Origin of the sequence: Paraburkholderia susongensis (genome assembly GCF_900177725.1) — a bacterium.
In the GTDB taxonomy this organism is placed as follows: domain Bacteria; phylum Pseudomonadota; class Gammaproteobacteria; order Burkholderiales; family Burkholderiaceae; genus Paraburkholderia; species Paraburkholderia susongensis.
On the sequence record NZ_FXAT01000002.1, the window covers coordinates 1 to 14,549 of the forward strand.

The 14,549-nt window shown below is 64.1% G+C and carries 14 protein-coding genes; 8 read left to right on the forward strand and 6 right to left on the reverse strand.

What is annotated here, in order from left to right; translation table 11 throughout:
* Positions 1-348 precede the first annotated feature (348 nt).
* Positions 349-1,539, forward strand: coding sequence for a 4-hydroxybenzoate 3-monooxygenase (locus tag B9Z01_RS05160; RefSeq protein ID WP_085481192.1), 1,191 nt, complete (start codon positions 349-351; stop codon positions 1,537-1,539).
* A gap of 23 nt (positions 1,540-1,562) precedes the next feature.
* On the opposite strand, the gene B9Z01_RS05165 is transcribed toward B9Z01_RS05160, so the two are convergent.
* Positions 1,563-2,465, reverse strand: a complete 903-nt coding sequence (locus B9Z01_RS05165) for a helix-turn-helix domain-containing protein (RefSeq protein WP_085481193.1) — start codon at positions 2,463-2,465, stop codon at positions 1,563-1,565.
* A 178-nt stretch (positions 2,466-2,643) separates the two neighbouring features.
* Between B9Z01_RS05165 and B9Z01_RS05170 the strand changes: the two genes are divergently transcribed.
* The 6 genes from B9Z01_RS05170 (at position 2,644) to B9Z01_RS05190 (ending at position 8,093) form a co-directional block, all read left to right on the forward strand.
* Entirely contained in the window at positions 2,644-3,507 is an 864-nt protein-coding gene (locus tag B9Z01_RS05170; protein ID WP_085481194.1) for an SDR family NAD(P)-dependent oxidoreductase, read from the forward strand.
* 24 nt (positions 3,508-3,531) lie between these two features.
* Positions 3,532-5,328, forward strand: coding sequence for an FAD-dependent oxidoreductase (locus B9Z01_RS05175; protein ID WP_085481195.1), 1,797 nt, complete (start codon positions 3,532-3,534; stop codon positions 5,326-5,328).
* Positions 5,325-5,663 (forward strand): NIPSNAP family protein, encoded by a 339-nt coding sequence (locus B9Z01_RS05180; protein ID WP_085481196.1) that lies wholly within the window; start codon positions 5,325-5,327, stop codon positions 5,661-5,663. The genes B9Z01_RS05175 and B9Z01_RS05180 overlap by 4 nt, the downstream gene beginning before the upstream one ends.
* Positions 5,664-5,688: 25 nt before the next feature.
* Positions 5,689-6,468, forward strand: a complete 780-nt coding sequence (locus B9Z01_RS05185; protein ID WP_085481197.1) for an SDR family NAD(P)-dependent oxidoreductase — start codon at positions 5,689-5,691, stop codon at positions 6,466-6,468.
* Positions 6,469-6,576: 108 nt separating this feature from the next.
* The gene (locus B9Z01_RS35435) at positions 6,577-6,714 is read left to right on the forward strand and encodes a hypothetical protein (RefSeq protein WP_167387439.1); all 138 of its coding nucleotides are present in this window, start codon (positions 6,577-6,579) and stop codon (positions 6,712-6,714) included.
* Positions 6,711-8,093, forward strand: a complete 1,383-nt coding sequence (locus tag B9Z01_RS05190; protein WP_085481198.1) for an MFS transporter — start codon at positions 6,711-6,713, stop codon at positions 8,091-8,093. The genes B9Z01_RS35435 and B9Z01_RS05190 overlap by 4 nt, the downstream gene beginning before the upstream one ends.
* A 21-nt stretch (positions 8,094-8,114) precedes the next feature.
* Here the strand turns inward: B9Z01_RS05190 and B9Z01_RS05195 are convergent, their stop codons facing one another.
* From B9Z01_RS05195 to kdgR, 3 genes are all read right to left on the reverse strand, one after another.
* Positions 8,115-8,363: a hypothetical protein gene (locus B9Z01_RS05195; RefSeq protein ID WP_085481993.1), complete on the reverse strand. Its 249-nt coding sequence runs from the start codon at positions 8,361-8,363 to the stop codon at positions 8,115-8,117.
* A 69-nt stretch (positions 8,364-8,432) separates the two neighbouring features.
* Positions 8,433-8,795: a hypothetical protein gene (locus tag B9Z01_RS05200; protein WP_085481995.1), complete on the reverse strand. Its 363-nt coding sequence runs from the start codon at positions 8,793-8,795 to the stop codon at positions 8,433-8,435.
* A 758-nt stretch (positions 8,796-9,553) separates the two neighbouring features.
* Complete coding sequence (gene kdgR / locus B9Z01_RS05205) at positions 9,554-10,498, reverse strand: DNA-binding transcriptional regulator KdgR (RefSeq protein WP_085481199.1); 945 nt, start codon at positions 10,496-10,498, stop codon at positions 9,554-9,556.
* Positions 10,499-10,911: 413 nt separating this feature from the next.
* Here kdgR and kdgT point away from each other — a divergent pair, with 413 nt between their 5' ends.
* Positions 10,912-11,928 (forward strand): 2-keto-3-deoxygluconate transporter, encoded by a 1,017-nt coding sequence (gene kdgT / locus B9Z01_RS05210; protein WP_085481200.1) that lies wholly within the window; start codon positions 10,912-10,914, stop codon positions 11,926-11,928.
* A gap of 196 nt (positions 11,929-12,124) precedes the next feature.
* Here kdgT and B9Z01_RS05215 read toward each other — a convergent pair whose 3' ends face one another.
* Both B9Z01_RS05215 and B9Z01_RS05220 read right to left on the reverse strand, forming a co-directional pair.
* Positions 12,125-12,784, reverse strand: coding sequence for a GNAT family N-acetyltransferase (locus tag B9Z01_RS05215; protein ID WP_085481201.1), 660 nt, complete (start codon positions 12,782-12,784; stop codon positions 12,125-12,127).
* Between the two features lie 119 nt (positions 12,785-12,903).
* Positions 12,904-14,349, reverse strand: a complete 1,446-nt coding sequence (locus B9Z01_RS05220; RefSeq protein WP_085481202.1) for an NAD-dependent succinate-semialdehyde dehydrogenase — start codon at positions 14,347-14,349, stop codon at positions 12,904-12,906.
* Between the last annotated feature and the right edge of the window lie 200 nt (positions 14,350-14,549).

Genomic DNA, 14,549 nt, shown 5'->3' on the forward strand with positions numbered 1-14,549 from the left:
GTGCCCGAGAGCGAGCACGCGGAGTTCGAGCGGTTTCGCGAAACGCTGGGTTATCCGCATTGGGAAGAGACGCAGAACCCGGTGTATCGGCTGTTCCTTGTCTAGCTGAACACATCGGGGTTTACCTGAGGGCACGCCAGGCCGATGCAATGAGCCGCCGCTTCTCCTGATCGACGGAAAACCCCGGCTGGCATGCGTTTTCGGCCGATACGAGCCGGCTGCGCATGCCATCGGCATAGACCTTCTATCTCGCCACGCGATACAGGCTATCTGTCATATCGCGTTGCGGGATACCGACCGGGATCGTCACACTGAGTGCAAATCATCACCGCATTCAGGAGACACACCATGCGTACTCAAGTTGGCATCATCGGTGCCGGGCCCGCCGGCCTGCTTCTTTCCCACCTGCTTCATCTGCGCGGTATCGAGTCCGTCGTGCTCGAAACGCGTACCCGCGAACAGATCGAATCCACCATCCGCGCCGGCGTGCTCGAACAGGGCACGATGGACCTGCTGACCGAAACCGGTCTCGGCGAACGCATGAAAGCGGAAGGCGCATTGCATCACGGTTTCGAACTCGCTTTCGAAGGCCGTCGCCACCGCATCGATCTGACGGACCTCACCGGTCATGCGATCACCGTTTACGCGCAGCACGAAGTCATCAAGGATCTCGTCGCGGCACGTGTCGCCGCGAACGCCGAGCTGCGTTTCGGCGTGTCGGATACGTCGGTGCACGGCATCGATACCGATACGCCGTCGATCCGCTATCGCCACGAAGGCGAGGAGCACGAGCTGCAATGCGACTTCGTGATCGGCTGCGACGGCTCGCAAGGCGTGTCGCGCGCGGCGATTCCGCAGGCGCTGCGCAAGGACTTCGAACGCGTCTATCCGTTTGGCTGGTTCGGCATTCTGAGCGAAGGACCGCCGTCGTCGGACGAACTGATCTACGCGCGTCACGAACGCGGCTTCGCGCTCATCAGCACGCGCTCGCACAACGTGCAGCGCATGTATTTCCAGTGCGATCCGAAGGACTCGGTCGATAACTGGTCCGACGACCGCATCTGGGCGGAACTGCATGCACGCGCGGATTCGCATGACGGTCAGAAGATTGTCGACGGCAAGATTTTCCAGAAGAACATTGTCGGCATGCGCAGCTTCGTTTCGACGACGATGCAGCACGGCCGCCTGTTCCTCGCCGGCGACGCAGCGCATATCGTGCCGCCGACGGGCGCGAAGGGCATGAACCTCGCGGTGGCCGACGTCAAGGTGCTCAGCCAGGCACTGAATGCGTTCTACAGGGAAAATCGCACGGATCTGCTGGACCGCTATAGCGAAACCGCGCTCAAGCGCATCTGGCGCGCCGAGCACTTCTCGTACTGGATGACGAGCATGCTGCATCGTATCGAAGGCGCTTCGCCGTTCGAGCAGCAATTGCAGCTTGCCGAACTCGAGTACGTGACGACGTCGCGCACGGCGGCCACGGTGCTGGCGGAGAACTACGTCGGCATCGCCGGCGCGCAGATGCAAGGCCTGCGGTAAGTCGCACGCGGCGCCTCGGGATCCTAATTGATCGACAGATGCTGATGCGCGGCCGACTGAAATTCCCTGGGCGTGACACCCGTCTGCTTGCGGAAATAGCGGCTGAAATAAGCCGCATCCTCGAAACCGAGCGCATGCGCGATCTGTTTGATGCTCAAGCCTGAGTAGACCAGATCGCGCTGCGCCTCGCGTATCAACTGGTCGTTGACGAGCGACAGCGGCGAATGCCCGAGTTCTTCACGACAGATACGGCCGAGTTGCGCCGCTGTGACGCCAAGCTTTTCCGCGTAGAAATCGATGGGTTGATGTTCGCGCACGTGCGTGGCAACCAGTTCGCGCAGCCGTTTGAGTTGCGCCGCGCGCCGGTCGTTGATCGTCGCGCTGGCGGTTGCTCCGGCAGTCGATACCGCATCCGTCAACCGCGCCACCTGCACAAAAAGTGCAATCATGAGCGACATGCCCGCGGCGATATGACCGCGCGCACTGCCGCGAAATTCCTGCTCCAGCAAACCGAACAACGGCATCAGCGTGCGCTCGCCGATTTCGTGCCGCACGGGAGTCAGCGCAGGCCGTTGCAGCACCGGTAGCAGACCCGGTGACACCACCTTCGAGATCGACTCCAGCGCCCGTTGTGCGGCGGTAATCACGAGGCCGTCGATCTCCGGCGAAAACACGAATCCATGCACCGTTTGTGCCGGAAGCAGCACAAGGCACGGCGGCTCGATCGCGAGCTTTTCGCTTTCGATCAGCACATGGCCCGCGCCGCTACGAATATAGAGAATCTGCAGCAACGCGTCGTGCCGGTGAGCAGCGATATGCCAGTCGTTCGGACGACTGCGCTCGGCGATCCATTCGAAGTTGAAGGCATCGTACCAGGGCGGCCGCGCCGACTCTCCGTACAGATCGTAGTTAGGGATATTCCTCATGCCGTTTCGTCTCCTATGTTCGAATTGTCCTGCGATGCGTTGTCTTTGTCCAATTTCAGTGTCACGCTCGTAGCTATACTTTTTCCCATGAAAGACACGGTTGATTAGCGCGGCGGCAACGCCGCGACAGCACATCGCCGTCACGATTGGAATCATGGAGATTCGGATGACTAATCAAATGATCGAAAAAAGAGGTGAGCTAACGAGTCAGCGCGAAGAAGATACGAAATCGCGCCACTGGCTCGGACTCGAAGGCCGCGTCTGCGTAGTGAGCGGCGCAGCGGGCGGCATTGGCCGCGCCATTGCTCAGGTGTTCGGCGAAGCCGGCGCGCGCCTTGCATTGCTCGACCGCGATGAAGAAAAGTGCCGTGCGCTTGCACACACGCTGAACACGAGCGGCATCGAAGCGCTGGCAGTGGCTTGCGATATCGGCGACATCGACAGCGTACGCGGCACGGTGTCGGACGTCGAAGCAGCGTACGGAGCCGCCGACGTGCTCGTGAACAATGCCGGCTTGTTGCGGCCGGGCGGCATCGAAGAGATCGGGCTCGATGCATGGAACGCGATGCTGCGCGTGAATCTGACGGGCTACATGCTGTGCTCTCAACAGTTCGGTCACGGCATGTTGAAGCGCGGCGCAGGCGCGATCGTGCACGTCGCGTCGGTGGCCGCGCATCATCCGCAAACCTATAGCGGCGCGTACAGCGCGGGCAAGGCCGGCGTGACGATGCTGTCGAAGCAGATCGCGGCGGAGTGGGGGCCGCGCGGCATCCGCAGCAATGCGGTGTGTCCCGGCATGATCCGCACGCCGCTTTCCGCCGCGTTCTATGAGCACGGCGATATCGAACGCCGTCGCAGCGCGATGACGGCAAGCCGCCGCATCGGCGAGCCGAACGATATCGCCGACGTCGTCGCGTTTCTCGCCAGCGACCGCTCCGCCTACGTCAACGGCGCGGAAATGGTTGTCGACGGCGGCCTCGAAAGCATGCTGATGGACCTCGTGCCGCGTCCCGGCTTCGAGGCGTCGCAAGCCGCCCGCTAAGCTCTCACACAAGGAAGCCATATCATGACCCATCCAATGCGCAGCGCCGCTTTGACATGCGACGTGCTCGTCATCGGTTCGGGCGCGGGCGGTCTTTCGACGGCCATCACCGCGCGCAAGCATGGACTCGATGTCGTCGTGATCGAGAAAGAGCCTTTTTTCGGCGGCACGACCGCGTTTTCAGGCGGCGTGCTCTGGATTCCGGGCAACCGTCACGCGAAAAGCAACGGTGTCGGCGATACGCGCGAAGCCGCGCTGACCTACATGCGCAACGAAACCGGCGCGTTTTTCGACGCCGCCGCCGTCGATGCGTTTCTCGACACCGGTCCGGAAATGCTCGATTTCTTCGAGCGTGAGACCGCGGTCAAATTCGTGCCGACGCTGTACCCCGACTATCACCCGAACGTGGAGGGTGGTGTCGATATCGGCCGCTCGGTCGTGGCCGCGCCGTTCGACGCGCGCGCGCTCGGCAATGACATCACGCGGCTGCGTCCGCCGCTCGCGACGATCACGTTCATCGGCATGATGTTCAACTCGTCGAATGCGGACCTCAAGCACTTCTTCAATGCGACGCGCTCGCTCAAATCCGCGCTGTATGTCGCGAAGCGTCTCGCCAGCCATCTGAAGGACCTCGCGCTGTACCGGCGCGGCGTGCAGATCACGAGCGGCAATGCGCTCGCCGCGCGTCTCGCGAAAACGGCGCTCGATCTCGGCATTCCGATTCACACGAACTCGGCGGCTCGCGAGTTGGTCGTGACCGATGATCGCGTGACAGGCGCGCTCGTCGATGGTCCAGATGGCGAGACGCGCATCGTCGCGCGGCGCGGCGTGGTGCTCGCATGCGGCGGCTTCTCGCATGACGTGGCGCGCATCGCCCGTGCGTATCCGCACGTGCGATGCGGCGGCGAACACGTGTCGCCGGTGCCGTCTGGCAATACCGGCGACGGCGTCGGCATGGCGGAACGTCTCGGCGCGCAGGTGGCGATACGTTATCCGCAGCCCGCGGCGTGGATGCCGGTTTCGCGCGTGCCGATGCGCGACGGCAGCATCGGCGTGTTCCCGCATCTCGTCGATCGCTACAAGCCCGGCGTGATCGGCGTGACGCGCACCGGCAAGCGCTTTACCAACGAAGCGAATTCCTATCACGACGTGGGCGCGGCGATGATCGAAGCGTGCGCGAACGAGAGCGAAACCGCGATGTGGCTCATCTGCGATCACGCGACGATCCGCAAATACGGGCTTGGTTATGCGAAGCCCGCGCCGGTGCCGCTTGGGCCGCTACTGCGCAACGGCTATCTGAGCACGGGCCGCACGCTTGCCGAACTCGCACGCAATGCGGGACTCGACGCAGTGGCACTGGAAGCCACGGTGAAACGCTACAACGCGGACGCGGTGCGCGGCGAAGATCGCGAGTTCGGCCGCGGGACGACGTCGTTCAACCGTTATCTCGCGGACCCCGAGCACAAGCCGAACCCCTGCGTCGCACCGATTGGCGACGGACCGTACTACGCGCTGAAGGTGGTGATGGGCGACCTCGGCACCTTCGACGGCATCGCAACCAGCGTAACCGGCGAAGTGCTCGGCGAAGCGGGCGCGCCGATTGCCGGTCTCTACGCAGTGGGCAACGATCGCGCAAGCGTGATGGGCGGCAACTATCCGGGCGCGGGCATCACGCTCGGGCCGATCATGACCTTCGGCTACATCACCGGGCGTCATCTCGCGGGTGTGAGCGGGAGCGCGAACAGCATGGACAACCGCACGAGCAATCGCACGGGCAACGGCATCGACGCATCCGCAACCGTATTGAGGACCGGCACATGAGCCAGAGTAAGCCTTTTGTCGATCATCGCATCTACACGATCCGTCCGCGCGGCATGGCGGAATTCATCGACGTATTCGACCGGCTCGCCATGCCGATTCAGCTCAAGTATCTGGGTGCGCCCGTCGGCTTTTATATGAGCGATATCGGCGCGTTGAATCAGGTCGTGCATCTGTGGGGCTACGAGAGCATCGCCGATTACGATCAGCGCCGCACCGCGCGCGACGCCGACCCTGAATGGCCCGCGTATCTGCAGGCATCAGCGCATCTGATCGTCGCGCAGGAGAGCCGGATCATCCGGCGTGTCGACTTCAAGACCCTGGCGATGCTGCGTTAGCCACGAGCTCTATCAGGAGGCAGGCATGAATGAACGAACACGGCAGGAAAGAGCACAACGCGCTGCCATCGTGACCGGGGGCGCGAACGGCATCGGCTGGGCCTGCGCACAGCGTTTCGCGCAGGAGGGCTATAGCGTGGTCATCGCCGATCTCGACGCGCAGGAAGCCGGCAAACGTGCACGTGAGCTGGGCGCCGGGCACCTCGGCGTCGGTGCGGACGTGGCTGCCGAGGCCGATGTGTGTGCGCTGATCGACGCGTGCGTCGAGCGCTTCGGGCGGCTCGACGTACTGATCAACAACGCGGGCAATGGCGATCAACCGCATCCGACCATCCAGCAAAACGTCGACGCCTTCGACCGGCTGCTCGACATTCATGTGCGCGGCACGTTTCTCGCGTGCCGGGAAGCCGGCCGCGTGATGCTGGCGCAGCGCAGCGGTGCAATCGTCAATCTCGGCTCGATCGCGGGGCTCGCCGGCATCCCGGCTCGCAATGCGTACGGCGCCGCGAAGGCGGGCATCGTTGCGATGACGCGTTCGCTCGCCTGCGAATGGGCGCGTGACGGCATTCGCGTGAATGCGGTGGCGCCCGGTTATGTGGCGACCGAACTGGTCGAGACGCTCAGGCACAACGGCCAACTGAACGTGCAGTCGATCGAAAAGCGCACGCCGATAGGACGGCTCGCGCGTCCCGAGGAAATCGCGCAGGCAATCAGCTTTCTCGCGTCAGACGCGGCGAGTTATATCACAGGGACCGTGCTGAGCGTGGACGGCGGCTGGCACGCGTACGGCGCGGCAGGCGACTGATCGCGCATCGATTCACCGCGGCCGGACCAGAATCCGGTTGCAGCGGCAGCGTTTTAGGTAGCAATCCAAACAATAAAAATCATTCCGCCATTTCACGGAGACATCGCAATGAGACAGACCGAAGCCGGGCGCTACAGCAAGCCGCAACGCGGCGAAGCGCCCACTACACGAGCGTACGACCGCGCCGTGCATTTGCACCACCTGAGTCACCACCTGAATCACCACGTAAAAGGAGCGCTCAAATGACCCACTCCGAACGCACTGTGGATGTTCAGGCGTTTATCGACGCGCAGCGTTTCTCGCCGTTTCAATGGACGATTCTTGTGCTGTGCTTCCTCGTCGTCGCGGCGGACGGCTTCGATACGGCCGCGGTCGGTTTCATCGCGCCGTCGCTCGTGCAGCAGTGGGGGATTGCACGCAGCGCGCTCGGCCCGGTGATGAGCGCCGCACTGGTCGGACTCGGCATCGGCGCGCTCGCGGCGGGTCCGTGCGCGGATCGTATCGGCCGCAAGACGGTGCTGGTGCTGTCGGTATTTTTCTTCGGACTGTGGAGTCTCGCCGCGGCTCGAGCGACTTCGATCGAATCGCTCACGCTGCTGCGATTCTTCACGGGCCTCGGTCTTGGCGCGGCGATGCCGAACGCGGTCACGCTGATGTCCGAATACGCGCCCGCACGCATTCGCGCGGTAGCTGTCAACGCGATGTTCTGTGGCTTTTCGTGCGGCCTCGCGCTAGGCGGTTTCGCATCCGCGTGGATGATTCCGCAGTTCGGCTGGCAGAGCGTGCTGGTGGCGGGCGGCGTCGGCCCGATCGTGCTGACCGTGCTGCTGATTCTGCTGCTGCCGGAGTCGGCGCAATTTCTCGCGGTGCGCAAGCAGGCCGATCAACGCATCGCCCGGATTCTGCAACGCATTGCGCCGCAGAGCCGTTTCGACGGCTGTCGTTTCTTTGCCGTGGACGTGCGTCGCAACGCCGGTAACGCGCGCGCCGAGTGGGCGCTCGCGATCATTCTGTCGGCGCGCTACCGCTTCGGCACGCTGATGCTGTGGCTCGCCTATTTCATGGGACTTCTGATCTACTACCTGCTGACCAACTGGCTGCCCACGCTGTTCAGGGACACGGGCTTCTCAGGCGAAAAAGCCGCCTTGATGACCTCGCTTTTTCCGCTTGGCGGCATCCTCGGCAATCTGTGTGTCGGCTGGGTCATGGATCGCTTCGCCGGGCATCGCGTGATCGCCTTGACCTATGTGCTGGTGGGCTCACTGGTGTTGCTCGTGGGGCAGGGCGTCGGCCATCAGGTCTGGCTCGGCACGCTGATCTTCCTCACCGGCACGGTGGCGACGAGCGCGGTCACGTCGATGTCGGCGCTCGCGGCAAGCTTCTATCCGACCCGTGCGCGCGCCACGGGTGTCGCGTGGATGCTCGGCATAGGGCGCATCGGCGGTGTGGCGGGTGCGCTCGTCGGCGCGGCGTTGATGGGGCTCGGCTGGCAGTTCGGCGCAGTGTTCAGCCTGCTTGCGGTGCCGGCCGTCATTGCGGCAGGCGGTGTGTTTCTGATGATGCGGCGTGCGCCGCGCGAGGAATCGTCCGCGAATGAAGCGCTCGGCGCTGTCACGGCCGAATGACGGCCGCATCGCCGTGAAAACTCACGGCGTGCGCAGCAGCGTCATTTCGTTGCGCAGCAGCGCGAGCAGATCGTCGTCGGTGGGCCGTGTGCCCCAGTGCCGCGCGCCGGCCACCGACGCAATCGCCATCCACGAATGAGGCGGAAACCATTCGCGCAACAGCGTGCCGTTCTGACGCAAACAGAGTTGACCGGTCTGCTCGCTGTATTCGGCGCAGATAAGCGCGCCGTCGATGTGCGCAGTTACGCGCCTTGGATCGTTTTGTAGCACGTCGTCGCTCCTGTCGAAGGGGTGGCGCGAATGCCGGAGTGGCGCGGCGATATAGCCGCCCATCCTTCATCAATCATCGTCATCGTGCCTATGGCCGTGCCAGCCGTTGTCATGCCGGTCGCCGTGCGGGCCGCGCCTGTCGTCCCAATCGCCGTGATGGCGTTCCCAATCGCGCCGCTCCCAATAGCGATGACCGTCGTAGTAGCGATCGTTGTACCAGCCCGGCGCGATCACGACCGCGGGCGGCGGCGCATAGACGGGTGCGGGCTGCACATAGACCGGCGGCGGTGGCGCATACACGGGCGCCACCGCCACGCCTGGAATGCCGATGTTCACACCGACGTCGACGTGCGCGAACGCGGCGGACGACGCCCCGATCGCGAGGCCTGCGACGATCGTCAACGACATCCAACGGTTGCGTGAATGGCTCATGTTGTTCTCTGTTTCGATGTTTGTCATGGTGTGAGTGTGGATACGCACAGGCGCCGCCGGGGATTCACGAGGCGCCCGCCGTGCGCTCAATAATGATCGTGGTCGTAGTGATGATCGTGATGATGGTCGTCGGGGACCACGATACAACCGCTCAGCGCGCCGCCGAGCGTAGCGGCCAGAATGACCAGCGCAAAAATTTTCTTCATGACGTTGCTTCCTTTTGCCGATGTTGCCATTGCGTTTCGTGTGAACCGAACTCTACTGGGTGGCGCAACTATCGGTGTGTTTGTGTGTAACAGGACGTGTCGATGCGCTCGCGCGCGAGCGTGGCCGTACGGCCATGTCGAATGATGCAAAGAGAAGCGCAAGCGCCGCGCGCAGGAATGACAAGCGATTGTCAAACAGGCAGGCAAACCCTTGAACGCGTTATGAAAAGAAGCGCGCACAACGGGCTTGCACGCGAGCGTGCGCATCGAACCGTCGACGCATTGAGTGCTGACAGATGCGGCAAATCGTGTTTCGCCGCGAATGTATCGCGCGGACACATTCGGTTGCAGACTGGAGACGTGAGGCCGGTTGGCACGCTCGCGCGAGCGTCATATGAAAGAGACAGGACGCGTTGCGCCATCAGCGTCTCTTAAGGTTCGATCGGGTTCGTATCGGGTTCGATGCAGTTCGATCAGGCGTGAAGCGTGGGCAAGATCCGCACATGAGGCGCGCATCGGCAGCACCTCGGACACATTGCATGCCCGCCTGGCCTATTGAGCCGCCGAGGGCTGCGCCGCACTCGCTTCGCGATAGCCGAGCCGCGTCGAAATCGCGAGTCCCGCCTGCTTGAGCAATGCGACATAGTGCTGCTTCGTGTCGGCGCCGCAGCGCATCGTGGGAAACGAAATCGACAGGCCCGCGATCACGTGGCCGAAGCGGTCGAACACCGGCACCGCGATGCACTGCAGTCCTTCTTCCTGCTCTTCGTTGTCCTCGCCGTAACCCTGCTCGCGCACGCGCGGCAGAATGCTCAGCACCGCTTCGGCGCAGGTGAGCGTCTTTTGCGTCGATCTGCGGAATTCGGCGTGCGAGAGCACGTCGCGCGCATCGGCCGGTTCCATCCACGCGAGCAGCACTTTGCCGATCGCCGTGCTATGCAGCGGATTGCGCCGGCCGATGCGCGATTGCATGCGCAGGCCGTAGTCGGCGTCGATCTTGTGGATGTAGATGATCGCGTCGTCGTCGAACGCGCCGAGGTGAACTGCTTCGCGCGTCATCTGGCCGATGCGGCGCATTTCGACATCGGCCTCGCGCACGAGATCGACGCTTTCGAGCGCCTTCGCGCCGAGTTCGAACAGACGGATCGTGAGCCGGTAGCGCTCGGTTTCGACTTCCTGCGTCACATAGCCGAGCGCCTTCAGCGTTTGAACGACGCGATGCACGGTGGTCTTGGACATACCGAGCCGCTGCGACAGTTCGCTGATGCCGATCTGCCCGGTGTCGCCGATCGCGCCGAGAATCGCGAAGACCCGCCCGACCGACGACGCCGATTCGCCGCGCTCGCCGCTGTCCGCGTCGGGCGGCGCATCGGTGTCCTTGCGCGGTTTGCCGCGCGTTCTGTCGCGGGCTTCGCCGTGAACTTCGTCGTGAACTGCGCCGCGAGCTTTGTTCCGTGCTTTGTCGATCTGTGGTTCTATTGCCGCCATGTCCGTCATTCCCTGTCTGTGCCAACCCGAGCTATGGGTTTACGCCGCCGGTGCGAGTGCATAGCGAACAGCGTGTGGTGTGCTTTTGGCTAACGCGCGAGCCGATCGCCATCCACCGCCAGTGCATGCCCATGCCGAACGTGTTCACTGTGTTCAAGCCCATGTCAGCGCCATGTTTCCTGGACTGTAACGCAGAATTTCAGCTTCGGAATGCTGGTCCAAAAATATTGCTATGTGGCATCGAGCCTGGCAAGAATTTCGAATAGAGAGCGGGTAAACGATAGCCCGCGTTTTTAATGGAAACGGAATAGCGTTCCTTTCATGGTGCTATATTGCGCCGGACAGGGATAGCCCGGCGCAGAACGGGACATAACCCAGGGTGATCCACCCGTCAACGGGACGTGACAGTCCATGGAGGAGGCATGAAGATCAAGAAGGCCATCGACCGCATTCCTGGCGGCCTGATGCTGGTGCCGCTGCTGCTCGGCGCCTGTGTGCACACGTTCGCGCCCGGAGCGGGCAAATACTTCGGCTCGTTCACGAACGGCCTCATTACCGGCACCGTGCCGATCCTCGCGGTGTGGTTCTTCTGCATGGGCGCGACGATCGACCTGCGCGCGACCGGCACCGTGCTGCGCAAATCGGGCACGCTGCTCGCGACGAAAATGCTGGTCGCGTGGATCGTCACCTTGATCGCGGCGCGCTTCATCCCAATCGACGGCGTCAAGACCGGGCTCTTCGCCGGGCTCTCGATGCTCGCGATCACGACCTCGATGGACATGACCAACGGCGGCCTCTACGCCGCCGTGATGCAGCAGTACGGCACGAAGGAAGAGGCGGGCGCGTTCGTGCTGATGTCGGTCGAATCGGGGCCGCTCATCAGCATGATCATTCTCGGCGCGACCGGCGTCGCGTTCTTCGAGCCGCGTTTGTTCGTCGGCGCGGTGCTGCCGTTCCTGATCGGCTTCGCGCTCGGCAACTTCGATAGCGACCTGCGCGAACTGTTCGGCCGCTGCGTGCATCCGTTGATCCCGTTCTTCGGCTTCGCGCTCGGCAATGGCATCGATCTGAACGTGATCGTGACGAGCGGCTTGCCCGGCGTCGTGCTCGGGCTCGGTGTGATCGTCGTGACCGGCATTCCGCTGATTCTCGCCGACCGCTGGATCGCGGGCGGCAATGGCGCGGCGGGGCTCGCGGCGTCGTCGACGGCGGGGGCCGCGGTCGCGAATCCGGCGATCATCGCCGACATGATTCCGAGCTTCAAGCCGCTCGTGCCGGCCGCGACCGCGATGGTCGCGACGGCTTGCCTCGTGACCGCGATCCTCGTGCCGATTCTCACGGCGCTGTGGGTGCGCCGGCATCATGCGCGCGACGCGCTGCGTGAGGAGTTCGCGACGGCGCAGGCCGCGCCGCTCAACGAGCGCGACGCGCGCGTTTGAGTACGGTAGCCGGGTAAATACGGCAGCCGGGCTCGCTCGCGCCGGGGCGCGTGTGGCGAGCCCCGGCGAAGAGGGGGGCGGCTGAAGCGTATGCGGATTCTGGCGCTTCCCGGGCGCGATAACGGTGCAACGCGGCGCCACGGCAACGCAACACCAGGGCGCTAAGCCCCAACCGCGCGACGAACCGGCGCACTTTTCAGCGCGCCAGTTTCGCTTCGAGCATCGCCTTCACCGCCGGCCATTCGTCATCGATGATGCTAAAGCGCACCGAGTTGCGCTTGCGTCCGTCCGGCATGATGCGCTCGTGCCGCACGGTGCCTTCCTGTTTCGCGCCGATGCGCAGAATCGCCGCGCGCGATTTCTCGTTGAGTTCGTCGGTCGTGAACTGCACGCGCACGCATTGCAGCGTGTCGAATGCGTGGCATAGCAGCAGATACTTTGCCTCGGTGTTCACGGCCGAGCGCTGCGCCGATTCGCTCAGCCACGTGTGGCCGATTTCGAGCTTGCGATTCGCGCGGTCGATCTTCCAGAAGCGCGTGCTGCCGACGATTGCGCCGCTGCCTGTGTCATGGCTCGCGCCATCACTTGTGTCGGCGCTCGTGCCGCCGTCCGTATGCCTGTCGCGCCGCACGATCACGAACGGCATCACCGTGCCGGCCGCGCGTCCGGCGAGCGCGGTGGCGATATAAGCGTCGATGCTCGCCGGTCCCGGCACCACGGTCAGCTTCAGATTCCACAATTGCCCGTCAGCGGCGGCGTCGACGAGCGCCCGCGCGTGCGTTTCGCACAGCGGCCGTAATTCGACGGCCGGGCCGGTCAGCGTGGGCTGCATCGGATCGCAGAGGGTGTCGCTCATGGCTGCAAATAAAAAAGTCCGCGAGTGAAAAGCTCGCGGACCTGGCTGGTCGATTGAAGCAGGTCGATTGAAGCGTGAGCAGGAACGCCGCGCCGCCGCGACGTTCCCGAACCTCGCCCTTAAACCGCCATCACCGTCACCGCCTTCGTGACGAGATAAGCTTCCATCGCTTCCGGACCGCCTTCCGAGCCGTAGCCGGAATCCTTGACGCCGCCGAACGGCATTTCCGGCGTCGGCGTGGCCGGCTGGTTGATCCACAGCATGCCGACTTCCATCTGCTGCGACAGCTTATGCACGTTGGCGAACGACTTCGTGTACGCGTAGCCGGCGAGGCCGTACGGCAGACGGTTCGCTTCGGCGATCGCTTCCTCGAGCTTGTCGAAGCCGCGGATCGCGGCAACCGGACCGAACGGCTCGTTGTTGAACACGTCGGCTTCGAGCGGTACGTCGGTCAGCACGGTCGGCGCGAAGAAGTTGCCTTCCGAGCCGACGCGCTCGCCGCCCGTCGCGATCTTCGCGCCGGTCTTGCGCGCGTCGTCGACGACCTTCGCCATTGCGCTCAGACGGCGCGCGTTGGCGAGCGGCCCGAGCGTCGTGCCTTCGGCGAGGCCGTCGCCGAGCTTGAGGCTTTCGGCATGCTTGACGAGCGCCGCGGCGAACTCTTCGCGGATGCTGTTGTGCACGAGGAAGCGCGTCGGCGAGATGCAGACCTGGCCTGCGTTGCGGAACTTGGCCGCGCCGGCTGCCTTGACGGCGAGCGCGACGTCGGCGTCTTCAGCGACGATCACCGGTGCGTGGCCGCCGAGTTCCATCGTCGCGCGCTTCATGTGCGCGCCGGCGAGCGCCGCGAGCTGCTTGCCGACCGGCGTCGAGCCCGTGAACGTGACCTTGCGGATCACCGGATGCGGGATCAGGTAGCTCGAGATTTCAGCCGGGTCGCCGAACACGAGGCCGACCGTGCCGGCCGGCACGCCGGCTTCGACGAACGCCTGCAGGAGCGCGGCCGGCGAGGCCGGGGTTTCTTCCGGCGCCTTCACGAGGAACGAGCAGCCGCAGGCGAGCGACGCGGAGAGCTTGCGCACGACCTGATTGACCGGGAAGTTCCACGGCGTGAAGGCCGCGACCGGGCCGATCGGCTCCTTGAGCACCTGCGACTGCGCGGCGAGGTTGCGCGACGGCACGATGCGGCCGTACACGCGGCGGCCTTCGTCCGCGAACCATTCGATGATGTCCGCCGCGGCCAGCGCTTCGACGCGCGCTTCGGCGAACGGCTTGCCCTGTTCCTGGGTCATCAGGCGGCCGATGTCGGCAGCGCGCTCGCGCACCAGCGCCGCGGCCTTGCGCATGATCGTCGCGCGCTCGTTGGCCGGCACCTTGCGCCAGGCTTCGAAGCCGCGCTGCGCGGCTTCGAGCGCGCGGTCGAGGTCGGCGATGCCGGCATGCGCGACCTTGCCGATGACCTGGCCGGTCGCGGGGTTGACGACGTCGAGGGTCTTGCCGCTGGCGGCATCGCACCATTCGCCGTTGATCAGAAGTCGGGTATCGGTGTAGCTCGGGATAGCCATGCTGGGTTCCTGTGAGTGGGAAAAACGACAGGCCGCGGGATCGTGAGGCAAGCGGGCGCGAGGGGCGCCGGCGGGACCGGCGCGGCCATGATTGAACTGCCGATAACGATTATCTTATCTGATTGTGCCCGATCGCATCGGACCCGGGCCTGACCGGCGGGGCGTGGCACGCTGCTTGCTCGCGCGCTGGCACGTGTCCG

What these genes read in the sequence shown, in the direction of transcription:
- B9Z01_RS05180 (WP_085481196.1), top strand. Translation starts at nt 5,325, where the DNA reads ATGAGCCAGAGTAAGCCTTTTGTCGATCATCGCATCTACACGATCCGT.
- B9Z01_RS05190 (WP_085481198.1), top strand. Translation starts at nt 6,711, where the DNA reads ATGACCCACTCCGAACGCACTGTGGATGTTCAGGCGTTTATCGACGCG.
- B9Z01_RS05200 (WP_085481995.1), bottom strand. Translation starts at nt 8,795, where the DNA reads ATGAGCCATTCACGCAACCGTTGGATGTCGTTGACGATCGTCGCAGGC.
- B9Z01_RS35435 (WP_167387439.1), top strand. Translation starts at nt 6,577, where the DNA reads ATGAGACAGACCGAAGCCGGGCGCTACAGCAAGCCGCAACGCGGCGAA.
- B9Z01_RS05215 (WP_085481201.1), bottom strand. Translation starts at nt 12,784, where the DNA reads ATGAGCGACACCCTCTGCGATCCGATGCAGCCCACGCTGACCGGCCCG.
- B9Z01_RS05220 (WP_085481202.1), bottom strand. Translation starts at nt 14,349, where the DNA reads ATGGCTATCCCGAGCTACACCGATACCCGACTTCTGATCAACGGCGAA.
- B9Z01_RS05185 (WP_085481197.1), top strand. Translation starts at nt 5,689, where the DNA reads ATGAATGAACGAACACGGCAGGAAAGAGCACAACGCGCTGCCATCGTG.
- B9Z01_RS05160 (WP_085481192.1), top strand. Translation starts at nt 349, where the DNA reads ATGCGTACTCAAGTTGGCATCATCGGTGCCGGGCCCGCCGGCCTGCTT.
- kdgT (WP_085481200.1), top strand. Translation starts at nt 10,912, where the DNA reads ATGAAGATCAAGAAGGCCATCGACCGCATTCCTGGCGGCCTGATGCTG.
- B9Z01_RS05165 (WP_085481193.1), bottom strand. Translation starts at nt 2,465, where the DNA reads ATGAGGAATATCCCTAACTACGATCTGTACGGAGAGTCGGCGCGGCCG.
- B9Z01_RS05170 (WP_085481194.1), top strand. Translation starts at nt 2,644, where the DNA reads ATGATCGAAAAAAGAGGTGAGCTAACGAGTCAGCGCGAAGAAGATACG.
- kdgR (WP_085481199.1), bottom strand. Translation starts at nt 10,498, where the DNA reads ATGACGGACATGGCGGCAATAGAACCACAGATCGACAAAGCACGGAAC.
- B9Z01_RS05175 (WP_085481195.1), top strand. Translation starts at nt 3,532, where the DNA reads ATGACCCATCCAATGCGCAGCGCCGCTTTGACATGCGACGTGCTCGTC.